18 protein-coding genes are annotated in these 23,884 nt (G+C 70.1%); 12 read left to right on the top strand and 6 right to left on the bottom strand.

Features of this window, described 5'->3' with window-relative positions:
• Positions 1–58: 58 nt before the first annotated feature.
• Positions 59–2,428, bottom strand: a complete 2,370-nt coding sequence (locus tag ACFOLC_RS06490) for a prolyl oligopeptidase family serine peptidase (RefSeq protein ID WP_386758406.1) — start codon at positions 2,426–2,428, stop codon at positions 59–61.
• Positions 2,429–2,581: 153 nt separating this feature from the next.
• Here ACFOLC_RS06490 and ACFOLC_RS06485 point away from each other — a divergent pair, with 153 nt between their 5' ends.
• From ACFOLC_RS06485 to ACFOLC_RS06470, 4 genes are all read left to right on the top strand, one after another.
• Positions 2,582–3,985 (top strand): cytochrome ubiquinol oxidase subunit I, encoded by a 1,404-nt coding sequence (locus tag ACFOLC_RS06485; protein ID WP_386758405.1) that lies wholly within the window; start codon positions 2,582–2,584, stop codon positions 3,983–3,985.
• Complete coding sequence (gene cydB / locus ACFOLC_RS06480) at positions 3,985–4,998, top strand: cytochrome d ubiquinol oxidase subunit II (RefSeq protein ID WP_386758404.1); 1,014 nt, start codon at positions 3,985–3,987, stop codon at positions 4,996–4,998. Before ACFOLC_RS06485 ends, cydB begins: the two co-directional genes overlap by 1 nt.
• A 195-nt stretch (positions 4,999–5,193) precedes the next feature.
• The gene (locus ACFOLC_RS06475; protein WP_386758403.1) at positions 5,194–5,463 is read left to right on the top strand and encodes a YcgL domain-containing protein; all 270 of its coding nucleotides are present in this window, start codon (positions 5,194–5,196) and stop codon (positions 5,461–5,463) included.
• A 97-nt stretch (positions 5,464–5,560) separates the two neighbouring features.
• Positions 5,561–8,773 (top strand): ankyrin repeat domain-containing protein, encoded by a 3,213-nt coding sequence (locus ACFOLC_RS06470; protein WP_386758559.1) that lies wholly within the window; start codon positions 5,561–5,563, stop codon positions 8,771–8,773.
• A 52-nt stretch (positions 8,774–8,825) separates the two neighbouring features.
• On the opposite strand, the gene ACFOLC_RS06465 is transcribed toward ACFOLC_RS06470, so the two are convergent.
• The gene (locus tag ACFOLC_RS06465) at positions 8,826–10,661 is read right to left on the bottom strand and encodes a monovalent cation:proton antiporter-2 (CPA2) family protein (protein WP_386758402.1); all 1,836 of its coding nucleotides are present in this window, start codon (positions 10,659–10,661) and stop codon (positions 8,826–8,828) included.
• A gap of 114 nt (positions 10,662–10,775) precedes the next feature.
• On the opposite strand from ACFOLC_RS06465, the gene ACFOLC_RS06460 reads away from it, so the two are divergent.
• Positions 10,776–11,627: a protein tonB gene (locus ACFOLC_RS06460; protein WP_386758401.1), complete on the top strand. Its 852-nt coding sequence runs from the start codon at positions 10,776–10,778 to the stop codon at positions 11,625–11,627.
• A gap of 69 nt (positions 11,628–11,696) precedes the next feature.
• Here ACFOLC_RS06460 and rho read toward each other — a convergent pair whose 3' ends face one another.
• Together rho and trxA are read right to left on the bottom strand one after the other, a co-directional pair.
• Positions 11,697–13,376, bottom strand: a complete 1,680-nt coding sequence (gene rho, locus ACFOLC_RS06455) for a transcription termination factor Rho (RefSeq protein ID WP_386758400.1) — start codon at positions 13,374–13,376, stop codon at positions 11,697–11,699.
• Positions 13,377–13,633: 257 nt separating this feature from the next.
• Positions 13,634–13,960 carry a thioredoxin TrxA gene (trxA, locus tag ACFOLC_RS06450; RefSeq protein ID WP_386758399.1) on the bottom strand — a complete coding sequence of 109 codons (327 nt, stop codon included), beginning with the start codon at positions 13,958–13,960 and terminating at the stop codon, positions 13,634–13,636.
• Between the two features lie 257 nt (positions 13,961–14,217).
• On the opposite strand from trxA, the gene rhlB reads away from it, so the two are divergent.
• From rhlB to ACFOLC_RS06415, 7 genes are all read left to right on the top strand, one after another.
• Positions 14,218–15,957 carry an ATP-dependent RNA helicase RhlB gene (rhlB, locus tag ACFOLC_RS06445; protein ID WP_386758398.1) on the top strand — a complete coding sequence of 580 codons (1,740 nt, stop codon included), beginning with the start codon at positions 14,218–14,220 and terminating at the stop codon, positions 15,955–15,957.
• Positions 15,958–16,196: 239 nt separating this feature from the next.
• Entirely contained in the window at positions 16,197–16,883 is a 687-nt protein-coding gene (gene ftsE, locus ACFOLC_RS06440) for a cell division ATP-binding protein FtsE (protein ID WP_386758397.1), read from the top strand.
• Positions 16,880–17,890: a permease-like cell division protein FtsX gene (gene ftsX / locus ACFOLC_RS06435; RefSeq protein WP_386758396.1), complete on the top strand. Its 1,011-nt coding sequence runs from the start codon at positions 16,880–16,882 to the stop codon at positions 17,888–17,890. The genes ftsE and ftsX overlap by 4 nt, the downstream gene beginning before the upstream one ends.
• A complete protein-coding gene (locus ACFOLC_RS06430; RefSeq protein ID WP_386758395.1) occupies positions 17,887–18,735 on the top strand; it encodes a response regulator in 849 nt (282 codons plus the stop codon). The genes ftsX and ACFOLC_RS06430 overlap by 4 nt, the downstream gene beginning before the upstream one ends.
• Positions 18,732–19,445, top strand: a complete 714-nt coding sequence (gene ung, locus ACFOLC_RS06425; protein ID WP_386758394.1) for a uracil-DNA glycosylase — start codon at positions 18,732–18,734, stop codon at positions 19,443–19,445. Before ACFOLC_RS06430 ends, ung begins: the two co-directional genes overlap by 4 nt.
• A gap of 217 nt (positions 19,446–19,662) precedes the next feature.
• Positions 19,663–20,556 (top strand): RNA polymerase sigma factor RpoH, encoded by an 894-nt coding sequence (gene rpoH / locus ACFOLC_RS06420; protein ID WP_386758393.1) that lies wholly within the window; start codon positions 19,663–19,665, stop codon positions 20,554–20,556.
• 165 nt (positions 20,557–20,721) lie between these two features.
• Positions 20,722–21,189 carry a DUF1203 domain-containing protein gene (locus ACFOLC_RS06415; RefSeq protein WP_386758392.1) on the top strand — a complete coding sequence of 156 codons (468 nt, stop codon included), beginning with the start codon at positions 20,722–20,724 and terminating at the stop codon, positions 21,187–21,189.
• 24 nt (positions 21,190–21,213) lie between these two features.
• Here the strand turns inward: ACFOLC_RS06415 and ACFOLC_RS06410 are convergent, their stop codons facing one another.
• Both ACFOLC_RS06410 and ACFOLC_RS06405 read right to left on the bottom strand, forming a co-directional pair.
• On the bottom strand, positions 21,214–22,518 hold the full coding sequence (locus tag ACFOLC_RS06410) for an NAD(P)/FAD-dependent oxidoreductase (RefSeq protein ID WP_386758391.1): 1,305 nt from the start codon (positions 22,516–22,518) through the stop codon (positions 21,214–21,216).
• Positions 22,515–23,879 carry an MFS transporter gene (locus ACFOLC_RS06405; protein WP_386758390.1) on the bottom strand — a complete coding sequence of 455 codons (1,365 nt, stop codon included), beginning with the start codon at positions 23,877–23,879 and terminating at the stop codon, positions 22,515–22,517. The genes ACFOLC_RS06410 and ACFOLC_RS06405 overlap by 4 nt, the downstream gene beginning before the upstream one ends.
• Positions 23,880–23,884: the final 5 nt, after the last annotated feature.

Genomic DNA, 23,884 nt, shown 5'->3' with positions numbered 1-23,884 from the left:
TCTCCCTGACCGCCTGCGGCGGCCTGCCTCTCCCCCGCAGGAGGGATTGGTTTTCGCCTTACTTCAACGTGCGCTCGAACAGCTCGTAGATGCGGCGGTACTCGTCGTACCAGCTGTCGGGGTGGGTGAAGCCGTGGCGCTCCAGCGGATACGGCGCGATCTCCCACTTGCCCTTGCGCAGCTCGATCAGCTTCTGGGTCAACACTACCGAGTCCTTGAAGAACACGTTGTCGTCGATCATGCCGTGCGCGATCAGCAGGTTGTCCTGCAGGCCGTCGGCGTATTCGATCGGCGAGGAGGTCTTGTACGCCTCGGGGTCGAGCGCCGGGGTGTTGAGGATGTTGCTGGTGTACTCGTGGTTGTACTGCGACCAGTCGGCGACCGGGCGCAGCGCGGCGCCGGCCTTGAACGTGCCGGGTTGCTTGAACAGCGCCATGAAGGTCATGAAGCCGCCGTAGCTGCCGCCGTAGATGCCGGCGCGATCCTTGTCGCCTTGCTTGGTGGCGACCAGCCAGTCGAGGCCATCGAGGTAGTCCTGCAGTTCCGGCGTGCCCATCTGCCGGTAGATCGCGGTGCGCCAGTCGCGGCCGTAACCTTCGGAAGCGCGGTAGTCGAGGTCGAGCACGACGTAGCCCTGCTGCACCAGCAGGTTGTGGAACATCTGCTCGCGGAAGTAGTTCGGGTAGCGCGTGCTGACGTTCTGCAGGTAGCCGGCGCCGTGCACGAACATCACGATCGGGTACTTCCTGCCGGGCTCGACAGTCTTCGGCCCGTAGAACTTGCCCCACACCACGCCTGCGCCGTGCTTGCTCGGCACCTGCACGTACTCGGGCTGGATCCACTCGCGGCTCTTGAACTCGGGTTTGCGCGTGTCGGTCAGCTGCGTGAGGCCGTCGCCGTTGGCATTGAGCACGGCCAGCTGCGGCGGCGTGTAGCTGTCGGAGTGACGCACCAGCAGCTTCGACCCGTCCGGCGACAGGGTGAAATCCTCGACGCCATCGAGTGCGGTGACTTCGCGTACCGCGCCGCCGTTGCGGTCGACTGCGCAGACTTCGTAGTCGCCCGGCCACTTCTGGTTGCAGGTGAAGTAGAAGCTGTGACCGTCCGGTGCGAGCTGCGGCGCCGAGACTTCCCATTTGCCCGACGTCAGTGCGCGCGACTTGCCGCCTTCATTGATGTACAGGTGCGAGTAGCCGCTGCGCTCGGACAGGAACCACAACGCGTTGTCTGCGGTCCAGCCAAAATCGTTGAAGCCCCAGTTGATCCAGGCCTTGTCGGTCAGGCGGTCACGGTTCACCAGCTTGGTGGCGGCGAGGTCGACGCTGGCCAGCCAGCGGTCCTTGTTGTCGACCGCGCGCACCAGCACCGCCGCGTTGCGGCCGTCGTCGCTCCAATGGATCGCGGGGCCGGAGCCGTCGCCGTCGGACTCGATGCGCACGTCGCGGTCGCCCTTCAGCGGCTCCTGCTTGGCGGCCTTGCGCAGCGCGGCGAGCGGGTCGTCCTTGATGCCGGGCAGGGCGTCGAACTTGAGCTCGCGGGCCTTGGCGTCGGCGACATCGACCAGCCACAGCCGGTGCGGCAGCGGGGCGTTGCGGCCGACGCGCGTACGCACTTCCTCGAACTCCTCGTAACCCGATTCGGTCACGTACTTGGGCATCTTGCCGCCGGTGCCCTCGTCGCCGTTCTTGGCCTGGGTGACCACGAGCAGCCACTGCGCATCGGGCGACAGCGCGCTGTCGACGATCTTGAGGTCGTCGCCGAGGTAGGTCGGCGCCGGCGCGCTGGTGGCGTCGGCGCGACGCCAGGCCTCGTTCTGCTGGCGGGCGGCGTCGCGCTGGGCGCGGTCGTTCTTGAGCGTGGCGATCATCGCCAGCTGGCGTTCGCGCAGGTCATCAGGTTTAGGCGCCGCGGCCGGGTCCTTCTCGGCCTTGACCACCGCGGCCTGGCCGACGCCCTGGCCGGCGCGCCACTGGTACCAGTCGTTGTCGACGCGGAACACCAGGTTGCCGTCGCGGCTCCACTGCGGACGCGCCTCGGAGGCGTTGCTGCGCGTGACCTGGGTCAGCGCGCCGCTGCGCAGGTCGCGCACGAACACGTCGCCGTTGCGCACGAACGCCATGCGCGTGCGCGCCGCATCGAGCACCGGCTGCGCGGCATCGAGATCGGCGCGCGCGGCGCCGTCGAGGCGCACGGCAACGCCGCCGCTGACGTCCTGCTGCCAGGTGTCGCGGATCGTCGCGCCTTCGCGGCGCAGCTGGTACTGCACGCGCTGGCCGTCCCAGGCCCACCAGGCCTGCTCGACCGGCGGCCCGATCCAGTCGGGATCGGCCATGGTCTGGTCGAGGGTGATCGGTGTCTGCGCATGCGCCACGGACGCGAGCAGCAGGGCGGAGAAGGTCAACACGGAAGCAAGCGGCGTCAGGCGCATGGGCAGGTAACCGGCAACGTCATGAAAGGGTCAAAACCCCCGCAGCCTAGCAGCCCCTGGCTTTGCACGATCGGGCCATGCGTCATGGCTGCTTTGACCGGCCCACGTGACGCGGCGCACACTACGTAGCCATGGAAGTTAGGGAGTAACGCCGTGGACGCTCTGCTGCTGTCGCGCATCCAGTTCGGGTTCGTGATTTCGTTCCACATCCTGTTCCCGGCCTTCACCATCGGCCTGGCGAGTTGGCTGGCCTTCCTCGAATGGCGCTGGCTGCGCACGCGCGACACGCTGTGGCGCGACCTCTACTTCTTCTGGACCAAGATCTTCGCCGTGTCGTTCGGCATGGGCGTGGTGTCCGGCATCGTCATGAGCTTCCAGTTCGGCACCAACTGGGCGACGCTGAGCGAGCAGGCGGGCAACATCCTCGGTCCACTGTTGAGCTACGAGGTGCTGACCGCGTTCTTCCTCGAGGCGACCTTCCTCGGCGTGATGCTGTTCGGCTGGGGCCGCGTCAAGGAGAACATGCATTTCTTCGCCACCTGCATGGTCGCGCTGGGCACGCTGATCTCGACGTTCTGGATCATCTCGGCCAACAGCTGGATGCAGACGCCGACCGGCTACACGCTGGTCGACGGCGTGTTCTCGCCGGCGAGCTGGTGGGACATCATCTTCAACCCGTCGTTCCCGCTGCGCTTGGCGCACATGGTGCTGGCCGCGTTCATCACCACCTGCTTCGTGATCGGCGGCGTCAGCGCGGCCTATCTGCGTCGTGGCGAACACGTTGAAGCCGGCCGGCGCATGCTCAAGGCGGCGGTGATCTTCGCCGCGATCACGGTGCCGACGCAGGTGTTCGTCGGCGACCTGCACGGCCTCAACGTGCGCGAGCACCAGCCGACCAAGGTCGCGGCGATGGAGGCGCACTGGGAGCACAAGCCTAAGGGCGAAGGCGTGCCGCTGGTGCTGTTCGCGGTGCCCAACGAGAAAGAAGAACGCAACGACTACGAGGTCGCGATCCCGCGCCTGGGCAGCGTGATCCTGACCCACACCCTCGACGGCGAGATCGCGCCGCTGAAGGCGGTGCCGGCCAGCGAGCGACCGCCGGTGAAGCCGGTGTTCTACGCGTTCCGGGTGATGATCGGCCTGGGCGTGCTGATGCTGCTGCTGGCGCTGGCCTCGGCCTGGGCGCTGTGGCGCGACCGCCTGTACCAGTCGCGCCTGCTGCTGTTTGGCTGGCACACGATGATGCTGTCGGGTTTCGTCGCGCTGCTGGCCGGCTGGTACGTGACCGAGATCGGACGCCAGCCGTACGTGATCTACGGCCTGCTGCGCACCGCCGACGCGGTCAGCCCGATCCTGGCCGCGGCCAGCGTGATGACCTCGCTGATCGTCTATGCGGTGGTCTACGCGATCGTGTTCGGCGCCGGCATCTGGTACCTGCGCAAGCTGATCGTGAAGGGCCCGCTACCGCACGAACCGCCGCAGCACACCGAGCACGGCGAGAAAACGCCGGCGCGGCCGCTGTCGGCGGCCGGCGACAACCTCGAGGAGGGCGCGTGATGGACCTGCAGACCGTGTTGCCGGTGGTGTGGTTCGGCGTGATTGGTTTTGGCGTGCTGATGTACGTGCTGCTCGACGGCTTCGTGCTCGGCCTCGGCATCCTCGCTCCGTTCGCCGAGGACGAGCACCAGCTCGACCACATGATGAACACCGCCGCGCCGATCTGGGACGGCAACGAGACCTGGCTGGTGCTCGGCGGCGCCGGCCTGCTGGCGGCGTTTCCCAAGGCCTACGCGGTGGTGTTGTCGGCGCTGTACCTGCCGGTGTTGTTCATGCTGATCGCGCTGGTGTTCCGCGGGGTCGCCTTCGAGTTCCGCTTCAAGGCGCAGCGCAGCAAACCGGCCTGGGGCGCGGCGTTCGCGCTGGGCTCGATGTTCTGCGCGTTCTTCCAGGGCGTGATCCTCGGCGCGCTGGTCGAGGGCATGCCGCTGCAGGGCGGCAAGTACCTCGGCGGCGTGTTCGGCTGGTTCAGTCCGTTCTCGATGCTGACCGGCGTGGCGGTGCTGTTCGGCTACGCGCTGTTGGGTTCGACCTGGCTGATCCTCAAGACCGACGGCCGCATGCAGCAGGTCGCGCGCGGCGTGACCCGGCCGCTGGTGCTGGTGGTGGTGGCGTTCATGGGCCTGGTCAGCGCCTGGCTGCCGTTCCTCGACTCGCGGATCATGGCGCGCTGGTTCGAGGGCGGCAATTTCTGGTGGCTGGCGCCGGTGCCGGTGCTGGCGCTGCTCAACGCGCTGGCGCTGTGGCGCGCGGCGATGCGGCAGGGCCGCGACGCCGCGCCGTTCGTGTTGACGCTGTGTTTCTTCGCGCTCGGCTTCATCGGCCTGGTGCTGGGCATCTGGCCGAACATCGTGCCGCCGGGCCTGACCATCTGGGATGCGGCCTCGCCGCCGTCGTCGCAGGGCTTCGTGCTGGTCGGGTTGATCGTGCTGCTGCCGGCGATCCTGGGCTACACCTACTGGTCGTACAGCGTGTTCAAGGGCAAGGTCGCCGCCGACGCGGGCTACCACTGAGCGCAGGCCGGCGGCCGTGCTGCCGCCGGTTCGATCGGACCTTGGCGAGGTGACCGGCGGCGTCCCGGTGGCTAGCATCCGCGGCTGCGCCATACGCTGAACGTGAAGTTCGCGCGAGTGGCGTCGGCGGGTATGCTGTGCGCAACATCACGCTGTGCGGACGTCCCCCGGTCCGCGGTGCTTCTGCCCCGATCGATGCAAGCCTACGTCTACAAGAGTCTCCGCAAGGACGACACCTACGTGTACCTCGCCGCGCGCGATGATTTTGCGCGCCTGCCCGAACTGTTGCGCACGCAACTGGGCGGGCTGCAGTTCGTGCTCGAAGTAGTGTTGACGCCGGAACGCAAGCTCGCCCGCGAGGACGCGGCGGTGGTGCGCGAGAACCTGGCCGCGCGTGGCTTCCACCTGCAGTTCCCGCCGACCCCGCTCGATCCGATGACCGAGGACTGGGGCACCGATGCCTGAGCACAAGCCGTTGTCCCCCTTTGACCGTGCGCCGGTGCGTCTTGGCGCGACTTTAGCGGCGGGTCTCGGCCTGTGCCTGTTGACCGCATTCGGCGGCATGGTCGCCGCGCTCGCCGGCACCTTGGCGCAGCCGGTGTTCGCACTGGCGGTGCGCGCCTGGCGCGATGGCGAGCTGCCGCCGCGGCGCGAAGGCCTGCGTGACGGCGGCGCCCTGGCGCTGGCCTGGGCCGCGGCGGTCGCCGTGCTCGGCGCCGTGGTCGCCTGGCCGTTGTCGTCGCTGCTGCAGACCGGATCGCTCGGCGCCGCGCTCGGCCTGAGCGTGGTGGTCGGCGTGGCCCTGCTCGGCTTGTGGCGGCTGTGGCCGATGTGGCTCGGCGCCGAACGCGACGGCGGCCCGCTGCGCGAACACTGGCAGGCGCTGGCCGAGCTCGAGCTCGGTGCCTGGCGTGGCCTCGGCGTCGCCGCGATTGTCCTGGTCCTGGCCGCGGTGGTGCTGCTGCTGGCCTGGCCCGGCCTGCTCGAGGGTGGCGCGCGCTGGACTGTGGTCGTGCTGTTCGCGCTGGCCGCGCCGGCGCTGCATGCGCTGCTGCAGCAGGTCGCGCCGGCCGAGCCGCTGCCGGGCTTCGGTTTCGATGACGACGACGAGGCCGAGACCGCCGATGCGCCGCTGCTCGATGGCGAGCCGCTGCAGCCGGCGCTGTACGCCGCCGCGCGCGCCGGCCGGGTCGAGCGCGCGCTGGAGCTGATCGAACTCGGCGTTGACGTCGGCGCGCCGCCACCGGCCGACGAGCGCGACCAGCGCAGCCTGGCGGTGCTGGCCGCGGTGCTGCCCGACCTGCGCCTGCTGCGCGCGTTGATCGCGCACGGCGCCGACCTCAACGCCAGCCACGCCGGCATGACGCCGCTGCTGGCGGCCACGCGCGACAGCTGGCACGGCCGCCCCGATGCGGTGATGACCCTGCTCGCCAACGGCGCCGACCCGCGCCTGAGCGATGGCGACGGCAACACGCCGCTGCACCACGCCGCGCGCAGTTCCGACCCCGGCGTGGCCGCGCTGCTGCGCGATGCCGCCGCCGAACTCGACCCGCTCAACCGCGACGGCCTGTCGCCGCTCGGCATCGCCTGCGCCGCCGGCAACTGGCGCCTGGCCAAGTTCCTGCTCGAACGCGGCGCCCACCCCGAGCCCGCCGGCGGCCAGCCGGCGCTGCTGGCCGCGGCCGCGACCGAGGAGGACGATGCCGCCGGCGTCACCCTGCTGCTCAAGCAGAAGGCACGCGTTGATGCGCGCGATCCGCGAGGCCGCTGCGCGCTGCACGAGGCCGCGCACGCCGGTCATCTGGAGATCGTGACGACCCTGCTCGCCGCCGGCGCCGACGCCGACCCGAGCGATCACGAACAACGCACGCCGTTCCTCGACGCGGCACGCGGTGCCCACCTGGGCGTGCTCGAGCGCCTGCTCGAACACCTGCCGCGCGGCGGTGCTGCGGCCGCGGTGGCGCTCGACGGCCGCGGCCGCAACGCGCTGGTGCTGGCCTGCCAGGCCGAGGCCGCCTCGCCGGCGCTGGTGCAGAAGCTGCTCGATCTCGGCGTAGACCCCGAACAGCGCGACGGCGACGGCAAGCGCGCGATCGACCGCGCCGCCGAAGCCGGGCGCTGGTCGCTGGTGGCCGCGCTCGACCGCGCCTATCCGTTGCCGGCAGCGCTCAGCGAGGACACCGACGACGACGCGCCGCTGCCCGACCGGGTACCGGCCGCGTTGCTGCGCGACGGCCTGCGCGACGGCCGCGACGACGAGCTCGGCGGCCTGGCGCAGCTGCTGACCCCGCGCGAACGCGGGGCCTTGCTGCACGACGACGAGGCCGCCGTGTCTGCGGCACGGGTCGAGTGGCTGCTGGCGCAGGGCGCCGATGCCGACGTGCGCGATGCCAACGGTGACACGCCGTTGTTCGCACTGCTGGCCCGTGGTGCGGCGGCGGTGCCATCGCTGCAGGCCCTGCTGCGGCGCGCAGCGTCACCGGCGGGCAGTGGCGGCCTGGCGCGTTTCCTCGCCGCCTGCAGCGCCGACGGCGACGCGACCGCCTCCGGGCTCGAAACCTGCGCGCTCGACCTGCTCGAGCGCGGTGCCGACCCGTTCGCGCGTTCGGCCGCCGGTGATCCGGCGCTGACCCTGGCGGTGCGCCTGGGCTGGCCGCGGCTGGTCGAGCGCCTGCTCGCCATCGGCGTCGACCTCAACGCCCGCGACAGCCACGGCATGAGCGCACTGCACCTGGCCGCGGCGCTGGGCCGCGACGACATGCTCAAGCGCCTGGTGGCACAGGGCGCGGCGCCGGACCTGCTGGCCGCCGACGGCCAGACCCCGCTCGGCGTGGCGCTGGCCTCGGGCCGGCGTGACCTCGCCGACTGGCTCGACTGGCGCGGCTGGGCGCTGCCGCGGCGCCCGCTGCAGGCGCAGGACGTGCCGGCGGCGGCGATCGTCGGCGACGCCGACGCGGTGCGGCGCCTGCTCGACCTCGGCCTGCCGGTCGATGCGCTCGACCATCAGGGCTGCAGCGCACTGCTGCGCGCCGCCGGTGGCGGCCACCGCGCGGTCGTCGACCTGCTGCTGGCCCGCGGCGCCGACCCGCAGTTGGCTGCGCACTCGGGCGCGACGCCGCTGTCGGCCGCGGTCAGCATGCGCCACGCCGAGATCGTCGACCGCCTGGTCACGGCCGGCGCCTCGCTGGAGCAGCGCCTGCCCGGCGAGCTCACCGTGCTGATGGTGGCCTGCGCGCTCGGCCTCACCGATCTGGCCGCGCGCCTGCTCGCCGCCGGCGCCGACGTGCAGGCCTGCGACGCGCAGGGTCGTCAGGCGCTGCATTGCGCGGCGATGTACGGCTTCACCGCGCGCGAGCGCTCGCGCCTGGTCGCGTTGTTCGACACGCTGCTGCTGGCCGGCGTCGATGCCGACCGTTCCGCCGCGGACGTGACCCCGCTGCTGTTGCTGCTCGGTGCCCGTGCCGAGCCCGGCACCGCCGCCGACGAGGACGTGCTGATCGCCGGCCTCGACCTGCTGCGCGACCACGATGCCGCGCTCGACGCACAGGATCCGCGCGGCTTCGGCCCGTTGCACCTGGCGGCGTTGCACGGCCTGTTGCGTGTGGTGCAATGGCTGCTGCGCGCTGGCGCCGACCCGGACCTGCGCGATTCGCTCAATCGCACCCCACGCGAGATCGCGGTGATGCGCGGCTTCATCGACATCGCCGCCGAGTTCGCGCCGCCGGCACCGGGCAACGGCGTGTCGATGGCGCGGTTCCTGCGCGAGCAGCGCTAGCCGCGGCCCGGTGCCGGCACGGGAGGGCGCCTGGGTGTGCCTCCCGTTGGTCTTATTCCTCTTCTTCGCTCGCTTCCGGCGTTTCGGTCGCATCGGCAATTTCGCGCAGCAGGCCCTCGCCCTGGTCGGCGTTGAACAGCTCTTCCAGCTCGCGGCGCGCGTCCTGGCTCGACTGCAGCAGCGCGTCCTCGTCGTCGCGGATCAGGTACTGCGCGCGCAGCAGGCGACGGTCGTGGTCGCGGAAGCGTTCGGCGTGATCGCGGGCGACGCCGGCCGGCACGCCCAGTTCGACCAGCACCTCCTCGCCAAGCTTGAGGCTGGAGAGAAACGTCTCGCGCATCGGCCGCGCACCCAGGTCCATCAGTTCCCAGGCGTGGCGGCGATCGCGCGCGCGCGCGAACACGACCGCACCGGGGTACAGCTTGCGGATCGTGCGCACTGTGCGCAGGTTGTCCTCGATGCCGTCGATGGCGACCACGAACACCCGCACCAGCGCCGCGCCGGCCGAGCGCAGCAGCTCGGCCTTGGCCGGGTCGCCGTAATACACCGGGTTGCCGAAGCGGCGCACGAAATCGACCTGGTCGGCGCTGTGCTCGATGGCAATGAACGGGGTTTTGTGCGCGGCCAGCAGGCGCGCGACGATCTGGCCGAAGCGGCCGAAGCCGGCGATCAACACCTGCGGCTGATGGTCGGGAATCGGGTCGAACGCGCGTTCCGGCTTGGCCGGTGGGTGCGCATCGATCAGGCGGTTGACCGCGATCAGCAGCAACGGCGTCAGCGCCATCGACACGCCGACCGCGGCGATGACCCGGTCGCGGGTCGGGTCGTCGAGCAGGCCGGCCTTGACCGCTTCGTTGAAGATGACGAAAGCGAATTCGCCGCCGAGCGCCAGCACCGCGCCCAGGCGCAGGGATTCGCGGGCGTTGAGGCCGCCCGGGTGCTGGCCGATCAGGTACAGCAGGGTGAACTTCACCAGCATCAGCGAGGCCGCCAGCACCGCGATCAGCAGCGGCTCGGCCAGCACCCGCTGCAGGTCGATGCTCATGCCCACGGCCATGAAGAACAGGCCGAGCAGCAGGCCCTTGAACGGGTCGATCTGCGCTTCGAGTTCGTGGCGGAACTCCGAGTCGGCCAGCAGCACGCCGGCGAGGAACGCGCCCAGCCCAGCCGACAGTCCCGCGCTCTGCATGATCCAGGCCGCGCCGAGCACCGTCAGCAGCGCGGCGCCGGTGAACACCTCCGGCATCTGGGTGCGAGCGACGATGCGGAACACGTGCCGCAACAGCACGCGCCCGCCGATCACCACCGCGGCGATCGCGCCGATCGCCTTGGCCACCTCGTCCCAGCCCAGGCCGCCGTGCTCGAGCGACCCGGCGCGGCCCAGCAGCGGGATCGCCGCCAGCAGCGGGATCGCCGCCAGGTCCTGGAACAGCAGGATCGCGAACGCGAGCCGGCCGTGTTCGCTGGTCAGGGTCTTGTGCTCGGACAGCAGTTGCAGGCCGATCGCGGTCGAGGAGAACGCCAGGCCGAGGCCGATCACCAGAGCCGCCTGCCAACCGAAGCCGCCGAACATCGCCGCCGACCCGAGCGCCAGCCCGGTGAGCACGACCTGCGCGCCGCCGGCGCCGAACACCGGCTTGCGCATCACCCGCAGACGCGACGGCGACAGCTCCAGGCCGATCACGAACAGCAGCATCACCACGCCGATCTCCGATGCGGTCAGCACCGGCTCGGCATTGCGCACGAACTTCAGCCCGTACGGCCCCAGCACCACGCCGGCAGTGAGGTAGCCCAGCACCGCGCCGAGACCAAAGCGCCGGAACACCGGCACTGCGATCACCGCGGCCAGCAGGAATACCAATGCGAGTTCGAGACCGCCGCCGTGCATCGTCACCTCCGAGGGCCGATTATGCCCCGCAATGACGACCGGCCCGCGTGCTTGATTCCGTGCGCGATGCAGGTTGTGATGGGGCCAACGGAATGCACTGACGGGGAAGGCGACATGCGTAAGCTGGGCGGCTGGGCTTTGGGGTTGTTGCTGGTAACGGGCCTGGCCTGGGGCGAGGGCGGAAAACCGGGGGATGTGCGCAAGCAGATCGAGTCGAGCCTGCTGGTGAAGGGCGCGATCGACATCAATGCCGACGGCAGCGTTGCCGCGCACACGCTCGAGCGGGAGTCCGAATTGCCAGTGGGCATCGTCGCCATGATCGGGAAGGCCGTGCCGCAATGGCGCTTCGAGCCGATCAAGTTGAAGGAGGGTACGCAACGTGCCCGCGCGAACATGAGCATACGCATCGTCGCCAGGAAACTTGACGACGGGAATTTCGCCGTGGACATACGCGGTGCGCAGTTCGGGCAGGAACAGCCGGATACCCAGACGGTCCGGAGCAAGGATCGATTGACGCCACCGCGATACCCGGAGAAGGCGGCATACGCCGGTGTCGGCGGCTCGGTGTACCTCGTGCTCAAGGTTGGCCGTGATGGACAGGTCATTGATGCAGTCGCCGAGCAGGTCAATTTGCGCGTAGTGACCAACGGGTACGCGATGACCCGCTGGCGCGACATGCTGGCCAAGTCGGCCATGGCGGCCGCCATGAAGTGGACGTTCACGCCGCCGACGGAAGGTGAGGAGGTGGCTGCACCTTACTGGTCGGTGCGCGTGCCGGTGGATTTCATCGCACCCGGTCAGGCGGAGCCAAAGGATTACGCCTGGACCACCTACGTGCCTGGGCCGCGACAGCTGATTCCGTGGCGGACCGAGATCTCCGGCGCCGGCGCCGATGCCCTGGTCGCGGGCGGCGTCTATCCACTCGACAGCGGCCTGCAGCTGAAGACGCCGCTGGGCGGCAGCTGACCCACAAACGCACAACGCCGGCACGAGGCCGGCGTTGTGCGTATTGCGAGCGGCAGGATCTTTGCTAGCTCAGCGCTTCATCGAGCTGAAGAACTCGTCGTTGCTCTTGGTGGTCTTCATCTTGTCCAGCAGGAACTCCATCGCGCCGATCTCGTCCATGCCGTGCAGCAGCTTGCGCAGGATCCAGATTTTCTGCAGCAGCTCCGGCTCGATCAGGTAATCCTCGCGGCGGGTGCCGGAGCGGTTGATGTCGATGGCCGGGTAGACGCGCTTCTCGGCGATGCGGCGGTTGAGGTGGACTTCCGAGTTGCCGGTGCCCTTGAACTCCTCGTAGATCACCTCGTCCATCTTGCTGCCGGTGTCGATCAAGGCGGTGGCAATGATGGTCAGCGAGCCGCCTTCCTCGACGTTGCGCGCGGCGCCGAAGAAGCGCTTCGGGCGGTGCAGCGCGTTGGCGTCGACACCGCCCGACAGCACCTTGCCCGACGACGGCACGACGTTGTTGTAGGCACGGGCCAGGCGGGTGATCGAGTCGAGCAGGATCACGACGTCCTTCTTGTGCTCGACCAGGCGCTTGGCGCGCTCGATCACCATCTCGGCGACCTGCACGTGGCGGCCGGCCGGCTCGTCGAAGGTCGAGCTGATCACCTCGCCGCGCACGGTGCGCTGCATGTCGGTGACTTCCTCGGGGCGCTCGTCGATCAGCAGCACGATCAGGTGCACGTCGGGGTGGTTGTAGGTGATGGCCGTGGCGATCTGCTGCATCATCATCGTCTTGCCGGCCTTCGGCGGCGACACGATCAATGCACGCTGGCCTTTGCCCTGCGGCGCCATCAGGTCGAGGATGCGGCCGGTGATGTCCTCGGTCGAACCGTCGCCGCGCTCGAGCTTGAACTTGCGACGCGGGAACAGCGCCGTCAGGTTCTCGAACAGCACCTTGTTCTTCGACGCTTCCAGCGGCTCGCCGTTGATCGTGTCGACGATCGACAGGGCGAAGTAGCGCTCGCCGTCCTTCGGGAAGCGGATGCGGCCCGACAGGTGGTCGCCGGTACGCAGGTTGAAGCGGCGGATCTGGCTGGGCGAGATGTAGGTGTCGTCCGGGCCGGCCAGGTACGAGGCCTCGGCCGCGCGCAGGAAGCCGAAGCCGTCCGGCAGGATTTCCAGCACGCCGTCGGCGGCGACGCCTTCGCCGTGGCGGGTCAGCACCTTGAGCAGGGCGAAGATCACGTCCTGCTTGCGGGCGCGGGCGACGCCTTCGTGGATGTTCAGTTGCTCGGCCAGGTCGAGCAGTTTCGCCGCCGGCATCCACTTGAGGTCGCTCAGCGAGTACTGCGGGAAGCCTTCCGGCACCTGCGGGTGCGGACGCGGCACGAAGTTCTCGCCGTTGCCGCCCTCGTCCTGCATGCCGCCGTCCCGGCCGCGGTTGCGGTCACGGTCACGGCGGTTGCGGAAGCGGTCACGGCGGTTGCCGCCGCGGTTGTCGCCTTCGACGTTCGCGCGCGGTTCGCGCGCGCCTTGGCCGCCTTCGCCGCCCTGGGCCGGGGCGTTGTCGCCGCCGGAGGGTGCCGGAGAGGCGGCGGATTCACTGGCCGCCGCGACGGGCGCCGGTGCCGCAGGTGCCGGCGGTGCGGCCGGCGCTGCGGGTTTGGATTCGGTGGCGGCGGCCGGAGCGGCCTCGGCCTTGCTGACACGCGGCTTACGCACGCGCTTTTCGGCGGTGTCGCCAGCGTCGGGGGTGTTATCGGACAAGCAGGGATTCCTCGCTAAGCGGCGAGCGCTCGCGTGCGGCGAGCGGGACGTCAGGGACGTGGTTATCGAGAGGGGGTGCGGCGCTTGAAACGCGCCGGGTACAGCGAAACTAGCACTGCCATCGCGCCGCGGCAAGCGGTGCCGGGTGGACCGTTCACGTTGCCGGGCGGGCCCGGCGGGCCTGCACCCCGGCGTCGGGAGTGCAGGGGGGGGGGCTCGCCGGCACCGCCGCAGCGGCGGGCCAGCGAGCCGCGCGCTCACAGCGCCTTGTCGATCATCTGGCTCAGCTGGGCCTTGCCGACCGCGCCGATCTGGGTGGCCTGGACCTGGCCGTCCTTGAACAGCAGCAGCATCGGGATCGAGCGCACGTGGTACTTCATCGCGGTGCTGCGGTTGTGGTCGACGTTGACCTTGGCGATCTTGACCTTGCCGTCATAGGCCTCGGCGAGCTCGTCCAGGGCCGGCGCGATCATCTTGCAGGGGCCGCACCATTCGGCCCAGAAGTCGACCAGCACCGGTTCGGACGACTGCAGTACGGCGGCGTCGAAATCGGCATCGCCGACATGCAAAACTTTCTCGCTCACGGGGGATCTCCTGCGGGTTGGACCGGTACGGCCAGGGTGACGCGGATGGGGTGCGCCGGGGGCCGGGCGTTGCCGAGTCGGGCATTACGGTAAACTGGGGCGTTCCGCGGTGGCTTCAAGCCCTCCGCCGACCTCCATCCGAGCCGAGTTCCCGTGTGTCATCGGGGAAATCGGCCCCGGCAGTCTGCGATGCGGACGCCACCCACGCAAGCGCACCCACGCAAAACAGCGTGTTGCGCGCGGACAGTCCATAGCTAATGAGCGACAAGCCCTTAACCGACGTTTCCTTTTCCTCGTTCGACCTGCACCCGAGCCTGCTCGCGGGCCTGGAAGCCGCCGGCTTCACCCGCTGCACGCCGATCCAGGCGCTGACCCTGCCGCTGGCCCTGAACGGCCGCGACGTCGCCGGCCAGGCCCAGACTGGCACCGGCAAGACCCTGGCGTTCCTGGTCGCGGTGATCAACCGCCTGCTGACCCAGCCGGCCCTGGCCGAGCGCAAGCCCGAGGACCCGCGCGCGCTGATCCTGGCGCCGACCCGCGAGCTGGCGATCCAGATCCACAAGGACGCGGTCAAGTTCGGCAGCCAGCTCGGCCTCAAGTTCGCCCTGGTCTACGGCGGCGTCGACTACGACAAGCAGCGCGAGCTGCTGCAGCAGGGCGCCGACGTCATCATCGCCACCCCCGGCCGCCTGATCGACTACGTCAAGCAGCACAAGGTGGTGTCGTTGCACGCCTGCGAGATGTGCGTGCTCGACGAGGCCGACCGCATGTTCGACCTGGGCTTCATCAAGGACATCCGCTTCCTGCTGCGCCGGATGCCGGTGCGCACCGAGCGCCAGACCCTGCTGTTCTCGGCCACGCTCAGCCACCGCGTGCTCGAACTGGCCTACGAGCACATGAACGAGCCCGAGAAGGTTGTGGTCGAGACCGAGTTCATCACCGCGGCCAAGGTTCGGCAGAAGGTCTACTTCCCGGCCGACGAGGAGAAGATCCCGCTGCTGCTCGGCCTGCTGTCGCGCAGCGAAGGCGCGCGCACGATGGTGTTCGTCAACACCAAGGCCTGGGTTGAACGCGTCGCGCGCGCGCTGGAGAAGGGCGGCTACCGCGTTGGCGTGCTGTCGGGCGACGTACCGCAGAAGAAGCGCGAGTCGCTGCTCAACAAGTTCCAGAAGGGCCAGCTCGAACTGCTGGTCGCCACCGACGTGGCCGCGCGCGGCCTGCACATCGACGGCGTGTCGCACGTTTACAACTACGACCTGCCGTTCGACGCCGAGGACTACGTGCACCGCATCGGCCGCACCGCCCGTCTGGGCGCCGAGGGCGACGCGATCAGCTTTGCCTGCGAGCGCTATGCGATGTCGCTGCCCGACATCGAGGCCTACATCGAGCAGAAGCTGCCGGTGGCCACGGTCGATGCCGATCTGCTCACGGCCCTGCCGCGCGCACCGCGCGTGGTGCCGGAAGGCGGCGAGGCGGTCGAGGAGGAAAGCATCGGCGCGATCTTCAAGGAGGCGCGCGAGCAGAAAGCCGCCGATGACGCGCGTCGTGGTGGCGGTCGCAGCGGCAGCGCTGGTGCTGGCGCTGGCCGTCGCAGCGGTGGCAGCCGCAGCGAAGGTGGCCCGCGTCGCGAGCGTCCGCGCAGCGAAGCCGGTGCCGAAGCCGGCGCGCCGCGTCCGCCGCGCGGCGAGCGCAAGCCGCGCCCGCAGGCCGAAGCCAGTGCCCCGGACGCGCTGCCGACCCTGGCTGCGACCGTGGCCGCCGCCGAGGGCGAGCGCGCGCCGCGCAAGCGCCGCCGCCGTCGCGGTGGCCGTCGCATCGAAGGTGGCGAGACCGCTGCCGCAACGCCGACCGCAGCGGGCAAGGCCATCCACGTCGCCGCCAAACCGGTGGCTGGGCAGGCGAGCACCAAGCCAGCCGATGCCAAGCCCGGCCTGCTCAGCCGCATCGGCCGCAGCCTGAAGTCGCTGGTCACGCGCGCGCCGCGCTCGCAGCACTGAGGTCAACCGCTGTCGCTCCGGCACGCGAGCGCAGTGGCCCAGACGGGCGGATCAAGGTGCAACGCACCTGTGATCCGCCACGTCGCCGCTGCCGGCGTGCGGCGTGATCGGCTGCGGTCTGGATCACGCACACGATCGCGGAACCGCGTCGCGATTTCGCCGTCGTCGCCGGATTCACGCTAGCCATCGCCGCCGCCGCCGCCGATACTGGTCGGCACGCGTTTAAGCACCGGTGAGCGATGAGCGTCCTGCGCTTCGACAACGTCAGCAAGCGGTACAGCAGCGGCCACGAGGCGCTGAGCGAGGTCAGCTTCGCGGTGGCGCCGGGCGAGATGCTGTTCGTCACCGGCCACTCCGGTGCTGGCAAGAGCACGCTGCTGAAACTGATCCACCTCAGCGAACGCCCGAGTCGCGGCGCGGTGCTGTTCGGCGAAAAGAACCTGCTCAAGGTGCGCGGCGGTCGCGTCGCCCTGCACCGGCGCGACGTCGGCGTGGTGTTCCAGGACCACCGCCTGCTCGCCGACCGCAGCGTTGCCGACAACGTCGCCCTGCCGCTGATCCTGCGCGGCCTGCGTCGCGGCGACATCGGCAAGCGCGTGCGCGGCGTGCTCGACAAGGTCGGCCTCGGCGCGCGCGCCAAGGCGCTGCCGACGCAGCTGTCGGCCGGCGAGCAGCAGCGCGTCGGCATCGCCCGCGCCATCGTCGGCGAGCCGCGTCTGCTGGTGGCGGACGAACCCACCGGCAACCTCGACCCCACCTTGTCGGCCGAGATCATGGCCTTGTTCGAGTCGCTGCCCGAGCGCGGCACCAGCGTGCTGGTCGCCAGCCACGACCTGGCTCTGGTCAAACGCATGAAGAAACGGGTGCTGGTGCTCAACCAGGGCCGTCTGGTCGACGATATTTCGCCGGAGGACCTGGCCCTGTGAGCGCACCGACGATGACGCCGGCCCCGGCCCCGGCCCCGGCCCCGGCCCCGGCCCCGGCCCCGGCGCGGCCGCAGCCGCCACGCTCGCGGCTGGGCACCTGGTTCGATCACCACCTCTACAGCCTGGTCGCCAGCTTCGGCCGCATGTTCGGCAAGCCGTGGGCGACCGCGCTCACCATCGGCGTGATGGCGGTGGCGATCGCGCTGCCGCTGGGGCTGTGGGCGGCGCTGGCCAACGTCGAGCGCTTCACAGGCAGCGTGCAGCAGTCGCGGCAGATCGGCCTGTTCCTGAAAACCGACGTCGCGCTCGATCGTGCCCGCGCATTGGCCGACGAACTGCGCGGCCGCGCCGACGTCGCCGCGCTGGAGCTGCGCACGCCCGAACAGGGCCTGGCCGAGCTGCGCAGCCGCAGCGGACTGGGCGAAGCGATCGCGACGCTGTCGCTGGACGACGGGATGGGCAACCCGCTGCCGAGCCTGCTGCTGGTCACCCCCAAGGGCGACGAGGCCTTGCTGGCCGCGTCGCTGCAGACCCTGCCCGAGGCCGACCTGGTCCAGCACGACGCCGGCTGGCGGCAGCGCCTCGACAACTGGCTGCGCTTCGGCGGGCGCCTGGCGTGGGTGCTGGCGGCGCTGCTCGGGTTGGGTGCGTTGCTGGTGGTCGGCAATACCGTGCGCCTGGACATCCAGTCGCGGCGCGAGGAGATCGGCGTGCTGCAACTGCTCGGTGCCAGCGACGGCTTCATCCGCCGGCCGTTCCTGTACCTGGGCACGTGCTACGGCCTGGTCGCCGGCGCGCTGGCGCTGGCGCTGCTGACCGCCGCCGACCTCGCCCTGCGCGTGCCGTTGGCCGAGCTGGCCAGCAGCTACGGCAGCGCGTTCGAGCTGCAGGGCTTCACCCTGCCGTACGCGGCGGCGATCGTGCTCGGCGCCGGCGTGCTCGGCTGGCTCGGCGCCGGCTTTGTCACCGGCCACTACCTGCGCCAGACCCGGCCGACCTCGACATGACGACCTCCCCGCGTGATCTGCGCCACTTCGACACCGCCGCGCCGCGGATCATGGTCGTCGACGGTTCCAAACTGGTGCGCAAGCTGATCGGCGACGTGCTCGCGCGCGAGGTTGCCGATGCGGTCGTCGTGCCCTGCAGCGGCATCACCGAAGCCCGCGCCGCGCTCGCCGCCGGCGCCGTCGACCTGGTCACCACCTCGCTGGTGCTGCCCGACGGCGATGGCGTGGCGTTGGCGCGCAGCGTGCGTGAGGCCGCGGGCCAGGCCTACGTGCCGGTGATCGTGGTGTCCGGCGACGCCCAGGCGCACCTGGAGGCGCGCCGCTTCACCGAGGACGTCACCGACTACTTCGACAAGGCACTCGGCCACACCGCGCTGGCGGCGTTCATTCGCGGCTACGTGCAGCCGCAGCCGATTCCCGGCGCGCGCGTGCTCTACGTCGAGGACAGCAAGGTGGTGGCGCTGGCAACCAAGCGCATGCTCGAACGCCACGGCCTGGGCGTGCTGCACTTCATCGGCGTCGAGGAAGCGCTGGAGCACCTCGAAGCGCACCGCGGCGATGATGACCCCGGCGCCGACCTCGTGCTCACCGACGTGTACCTGAAGGGCGCGCTCAGCGGCAACGACCTGCTCGATCGCGTGCGCCACGACTTCGGCTACGGCAAGCGCCGCCTGCCGGTGCTGGTGATGACCGGCGACGCCAACGCCGACAACCAGAGCGCGCTGCTGCGCGCCGGCGCCAACGACCTGGTGCTAAAGCCGATCGAGGAGCGCCTGCTGGTCACCAAGACCCTGTTCCAGCTGCGCCTGGCGCGGCTGCCCGAGCAGGCCACGCTCGACGCATGAACGACGGCGCCGACCGCATCAGGCTGGAGCCGTCGTGGAAGGCGCGCGTCGGCGACTGGTTCGCGCGCCCCGACATGCAGGCGCTGGCGGCGTTCCTGCGCGAGCGCAAGGCCAGCGGCGCACGCATCTACCCGCCCGGGCCGCAGATCTTCGCCGCGTTCGACGCCACGCCATTCGATGCGGTGAAGGTGGTGATCCTCGGCCAGGACCCGTACCACGGCCCCGGTCAGGCCCACGGCCTGTGCTTCTCGGTGCAGCCCGGGGTGGCGGTGCCGCCGTCGCTGGACAACATCTTCAAGGAGGTCCAGCGCGACCTCGGCATCGCCCGGCCCGACCACGGCTGCCTGCTGCCGTGGGCGCAGCGTGGCGTGCTGCTGCTCAACGCCGTGCTCACGGTCGAGGACGGCCGCGCCGGCGCGCACCAGGGCAAAGGCTGGGAGGGCTTCACCGACCACGTCGTCGACACCCTCAACCGCGAGCGCGACGGCCTGGTGTTCCTGCTCTGGGGCAGCTACGCCCAGGCCAAGGGCAAGGTCATCGACCCGCGCCGCCACCGCGTGCTCAAGGCGCCGCACCCGTCACCCTTGTCGGCGCACCGCGGTTTCATCGGCTGCGGGCATTTTTCCGCGACCAACGAGTACCTGGCCCGTCACGGCCAGGCGCCGATCGACTGGTCGCTGCCGCCGCGCGCGAACCTGGGCCGGGTCTGACCGGCGATCACCTGCGGCATTGCGGCTGGGCCTCGGGCGGAAGGGCCCGGCGTGAACCGCGTGTTCAGCTGCCGCGGCCGGTTTGACCCCGGATTCACGCCCGTTCCGGCAGCCTGCCGGTCTGCTTTCCGAGCCGCGCCAGTGTTCCAGCATTGCAACGCTGCGGAACTTCCGGGGTCTTTAGCAGTCCTAGACCCCGACTGCTAAGATGACCGCCATGACCCAGACCGCCGTTTCGACTGCCCTGATCGCCAACAACCTGCCGGTGCCGACCCTCAATGGGCTGGCCCCACTCGGCTCGCTCGACGCCTACATCGGTGCCGTGCACCGCATCCCGGTGCTGAGCGCCGAGAACGAACAGCAGCTGGCCCGCCGCTTCCGCGAGGGCGAAGACCTCGACGCCGCGCGCGAGCTGGTGCATTCGCACCTGCGTTTCGTCGTCCACGTCGCCCGCGGCTACAACGGCTACGGCCTGCAGATCGGTGACCTGATCCAGGAAGGCAACATCGGCCTGATGAAGGCGGTGAAGCGCTTCGACCCGGACCAGGGCGTGCGCCTGGTGTCCTTCGCCGTGCACTGGATCCGTGCCGAGATGCACGAGTTCATCCTCAAGAACTGGCGCATCGTCAAGGTCGCCACGACCAAGGCCCAGCGCAAGCTGTTCTTCAACCTGCGCAAGTCCAAGACCCGCCTGGGCTGGATGAACGCCGAGGAAGTGCGCCTGGTCGCGCAGGACCTCAACGTCTCCGAGCGTGAGGTGCTGGAGATGGAGTCGCGCCTGTCCGGTCGCGACATCGGCTTCGATGCGCCGTCGGACGAGGACGACGACCACGCGCCGCCGTCGCCGGCCGCGTACCTGCGCACGCACGACGAGGATCCCTCGCAGATGTACGAGCGCGAGGACGAGGAGGACAGCCAGTTGTCGCTGCTGCGCGCGGGCATGGCCGGGCTTGATGCGCGTTCGCGCGACATCATCAAGCGCCGCTGGCTCGACGCCGACAGCAAGATCACCCTGCAGGAACTGGCCGACGAGTACGGCGTCAGCGCCGAGCGCATCCGTCAGATCGAGGCCAACGCGCTGAAGAAGATGCGCGCGCTGTTCGCGGCGTAAGCCGCCCGCAGTGAAGGCGTCACCGCAACGGCCCGGGCAACCGGGCCGTTTGCATTGGTGGGGAGGTGGAGCGGATCGCGGGGGAACCATGCCCGCGCAAGAAACGGATATCGCCGTCGCCGCGTGACCAATAACGTGGCCGTCCCTTGCTGACGGAACACGCCGATGGTCTCGTATCGAATCGAAGGGCTCGCGCCCACCTTGTTTGCACCCTTGTTCGCGCTCGACGACGCCACGCTGGCCAGCCGCGACATGCGCCGCGTGACCGTCGACTCGCCGACCGCTTATCCGTGCCGGATCTCGCTGGTCGCCGCGCAGCCCGGCGAAACGGTGCTGCTGTTGCCGTTCGAGCACCATCCGGCCGCAAGCCCGTACCGCGCCAGCGGCCCGATCTTCGTGCGCGAGCACGTCGCGGCCGCGACCCATGTCGACGAGATCCCGCCGCTGCTGCGGTGCCGCCTGCTGTCGTTGCGCGGTTACGACGCCGACGGTTCGATACGCGCGGCCACCGTGGTCGAGGGAACGTCCGCCGAATCGGCGCTGCAGGATTTGTTTGCCGACGCGGCGATCGTCAGCGTGCACGCGCACAACGCGCGCTACGGCTGCTTCCTGTGCCGCATCGATCGCCTGTGAGTGATTGCGCGCCGTCGGCCCGGGTCAGTCCGACGGTTCGGTTGCGCGGGCGCTGCCGCCGCCGAGGATGATCCGCGCGTGGCGCTGATAGCTCCAGTACGCCCAGCCCCAGTTGATCATGACGATGAGGCGGTTGCGGAAGCCGATCAGGAACATGACGTGGACCAGCAGCCAGAACCACCAGGCCAGCAGCCCCGACAGCTTGAAGCCGTGCAGGTCGACCACCGCGGCCATGCGGCCGATGGTGGCGAGGTTGCCGAAGTCGCGGTAGCGGAACGGCGTGGCCGCCTGCCCGGCCAGGCGCGCGCGGATCGCATGCGCGACCTGCGCGCCCATCTGCTTCGCGGCCGGGGCGACGCCCGGCACCGGCTTGCCGTCCTGCTGCACGCTGGCGAGATCACCGGCGACGAAGATCTCCGGGCGGCCGGGCACGCTGAGGTCGGGCTCCACCAGCACGCGGCCGGCGCGGTCGCGCTGGTTGCCGAGCAGGGCGCCCAGTCCCGAGGCGGCGACGCCGGCGGCCCACAGCACCGTGCGCGCCGGCACGAACACCGTGCCCTGGCCGCCGTGGTCGAGCGTGTAGCCGTGCGCGTCGATCGCGCTCACCGGCGCGCCGGTGACGACCTCGACGCCAAGCTTCCCGAGCTGGCGCTGCGCCTTGGCCGACAGCGATTGCGGGAACGAGGCCAGCACGCGCGGGCCGGCTTCGATCAGTCGCACCCTGGCCTGCGACGGGTCGATGCGGCGGAACTCGCGCTTGAGCGTGTGGCGGGCGATCTCGGCCAGCGTGCCGGCCAGTTCGACCCCGGTCGGGCCGCCGCCCACCACGGCGAAGCTGAGCCAGGCGGCGCGCTCGTCGGGGTCGTCGCAGGCCTCGGCGCGTTCGAAGGCGAGCAGCAGCCGGCGCCGGATCGCGAGCGCGTCGTCGAGCGTCTTCAGGCCGGGGGCGTCGCCGGCCCATTCGTCGTGGCCGAAGTAGGCGTGCGTCGCGCCGCTGGCCAGCACCAGGTAGTCGTAGTGCAGCGGGCTTTCGCCCAGCGTGCCGCCGTCGCGCAGCGACACGGTGCGTGCCTGCGTGTCGAGGCCGGTCACCTCGCCCAGGCGCACCTCGACGTTGCCTTGCGCGCGCAGGATGTGGCGCAGCGGCGCGGCGATGTCGGGCGCGGACAGGCCGGCGGTGGCGACCTGGTACAGCAGCGGCTGGAACAGATGATGGTTCTGGCGGTCGATCAGGGTGATGCGCACGTCGTCGTTGGCAAGCGCGCGCGTCGCCCACAGGCCGGCGAAGCCGCCGCCGACGATGACGACATGGGGGCGTGTCGTGCTCATGCGTGCTCCGGTCGTGGCAGTGCCGCGACGGGCACGGGCTGCGGTGGGTCGGCAGTGTGGTGCTCGTGGTCGCGATCGATGCGCGAGTGCAGGCGGGTGTCGCGCATCAGCGCGTACACCGACAGTGACACCGCGACACACACGGTGACGTAGACGTAGAACCACGACTCGTGGCCGAGCTGCTTGAACCACAGCGCCAGGTACTCGGCGGTGCCGCCGAACAGCGACACCGTCAGCGCGTACGGCAGGCCGACGCCGAGTGCGCGGATATGCGCCGGAAACAGCTCGGCCTTCACCACCGCGTTGATCGCGGTGTAGCCGCTGACGATGAGCAGGCCCGCCATGACCCAGGTGAAGGCGCCCCACACTGTGCTGGCCTGGGCGATGCCGCTGAGGATGGTGTAGGTGCACAGCGTACCGAGCACGCCGAAGGCGATCAGGATCGGGCGCCGGCCGATGCGGTCGGACAACGCACCGACCAGCGGCTGCAGCAGCATGAACACCAGCAGCGAGGCGGCCGAGATCAGCGTCGCATCGGCCTTGCTGAAACCGCCGGTGTTGACCAGGAACTTCTGCGGATAGGTGGTGAAGGTGTAGAACGACAGCGTGCCGCCGAGGGTGAGGCCGATCACGGTCAGCACCTCGCGCGGATGCTGCAGCAGCACGCGCAGGCTGCTGCGCGGCTGCTTCCCGTGGCTGCGCGCGGCGGTGAAGGATTCGGTTTCCTGCATGCCGCGGCGCAGGTACAGCGCGCTCACCGCGCACAGCGCGCCGACCACGAACGGAATGCGCCAGCCCCAGTCGTGCAGCTGCTGTTCGCTCAGCACGAAACGCTGCAGCAGCACCAGCAGGGCCAGCGCCAGCAACTGTCCCATCACCAGCGTCACGTACTGGAAGCTCGACCAGAAGCCGCGGTGGCGCGAGGTCGCCATCTCGCTCAGGTAGGTTGCCGAGGTGCCGTACTCGCCGCCGACGCTCAGGCCCTGCAGCAGGCGCGCGAACACCAGCAGCGCCGGTGCGGCCAGGCCGATGCGCTCATAGCCCGGCGCCACCGCGATCAGCAGCGAGCCGGCGCACATCAGCAGCACCGACAGCATCAACGCCGCCTTGCGGCCGTGGCGGTCGGCGTACAGGCCCAGCAGCCAACCGCCGACCGGGCGCATCAGGAAGCCGACCGCGAACACCGCCGCGGTGTCGAGCAGCTGCGCGGTGGTGTCGCCCTTGGGGAAGAAGTGCGGGGCGAAGTAGATCGCGAACGCGGAATACGCGTACCAGTCGTACCACTCCACCAGATTGCCGACCGAGCCGCTGAAGATGCTGCGCAGGCGGCGGCCCGGCGTCATCGTCGCGGCGGCCGTCATCGCGG

The organism is Lysobacter cavernae, assembly GCF_042648505.1.
In the GTDB taxonomy this organism is placed as follows: Bacteria; Pseudomonadota; Gammaproteobacteria; order Xanthomonadales; family Xanthomonadaceae; genus Lysobacter_L; species Lysobacter_L cavernae.
The sequence above is the reverse complement of the archived record's forward strand: the minus strand, read 5'-3'. Positions and strand labels throughout refer to the sequence as shown.

Excerpts from the sequence above, each read along its gene's own strand:
- ACFOLC_RS06460 (WP_386758401.1), top strand. The coding sequence starts at position 10,776 with ATGCGTAAGCTGGGCGGCTGGGCTTTGGGGTTGTTGCTGGTAACGGGC.
- ACFOLC_RS06410 (WP_386758391.1), bottom strand. The coding sequence starts at position 22,518 with ATGAGCACGACACGCCCCCATGTCGTCATCGTCGGCGGCGGCTTCGCC.
- ftsE (WP_386758397.1), top strand. The coding sequence starts at position 16,197 with ATGAGCGTCCTGCGCTTCGACAACGTCAGCAAGCGGTACAGCAGCGGC.
- ACFOLC_RS06405 (WP_386758390.1), bottom strand. The coding sequence starts at position 23,879 with ATGACGGCCGCCGCGACGATGACGCCGGGCCGCCGCCTGCGCAGCATC.
- ACFOLC_RS06430 (WP_386758395.1), top strand. The coding sequence starts at position 17,887 with ATGACGACCTCCCCGCGTGATCTGCGCCACTTCGACACCGCCGCGCCG.
- ACFOLC_RS06415 (WP_386758392.1), top strand. The coding sequence starts at position 20,722 with ATGGTCTCGTATCGAATCGAAGGGCTCGCGCCCACCTTGTTTGCACCC.
- cydB (WP_386758404.1), top strand. The coding sequence starts at position 3,985 with ATGGACCTGCAGACCGTGTTGCCGGTGGTGTGGTTCGGCGTGATTGGT.
- rpoH (WP_386758393.1), top strand. The coding sequence starts at position 19,663 with ATGACCCAGACCGCCGTTTCGACTGCCCTGATCGCCAACAACCTGCCG.
- ACFOLC_RS06475 (WP_386758403.1), top strand. The coding sequence starts at position 5,194 with ATGCAAGCCTACGTCTACAAGAGTCTCCGCAAGGACGACACCTACGTG.
- ACFOLC_RS06465 (WP_386758402.1), bottom strand. The coding sequence starts at position 10,661 with ATGCACGGCGGCGGTCTCGAACTCGCATTGGTATTCCTGCTGGCCGCG.
- rhlB (WP_386758398.1), top strand. The coding sequence starts at position 14,218 with ATGAGCGACAAGCCCTTAACCGACGTTTCCTTTTCCTCGTTCGACCTG.
- ung (WP_386758394.1), top strand. The coding sequence starts at position 18,732 with ATGAACGACGGCGCCGACCGCATCAGGCTGGAGCCGTCGTGGAAGGCG.
- ACFOLC_RS06470 (WP_386758559.1), top strand. The coding sequence starts at position 5,561 with ATGGTCGCCGCGCTCGCCGGCACCTTGGCGCAGCCGGTGTTCGCACTG.
- ACFOLC_RS06490 (WP_386758406.1), bottom strand. The coding sequence starts at position 2,428 with ATGCGCCTGACGCCGCTTGCTTCCGTGTTGACCTTCTCCGCCCTGCTG.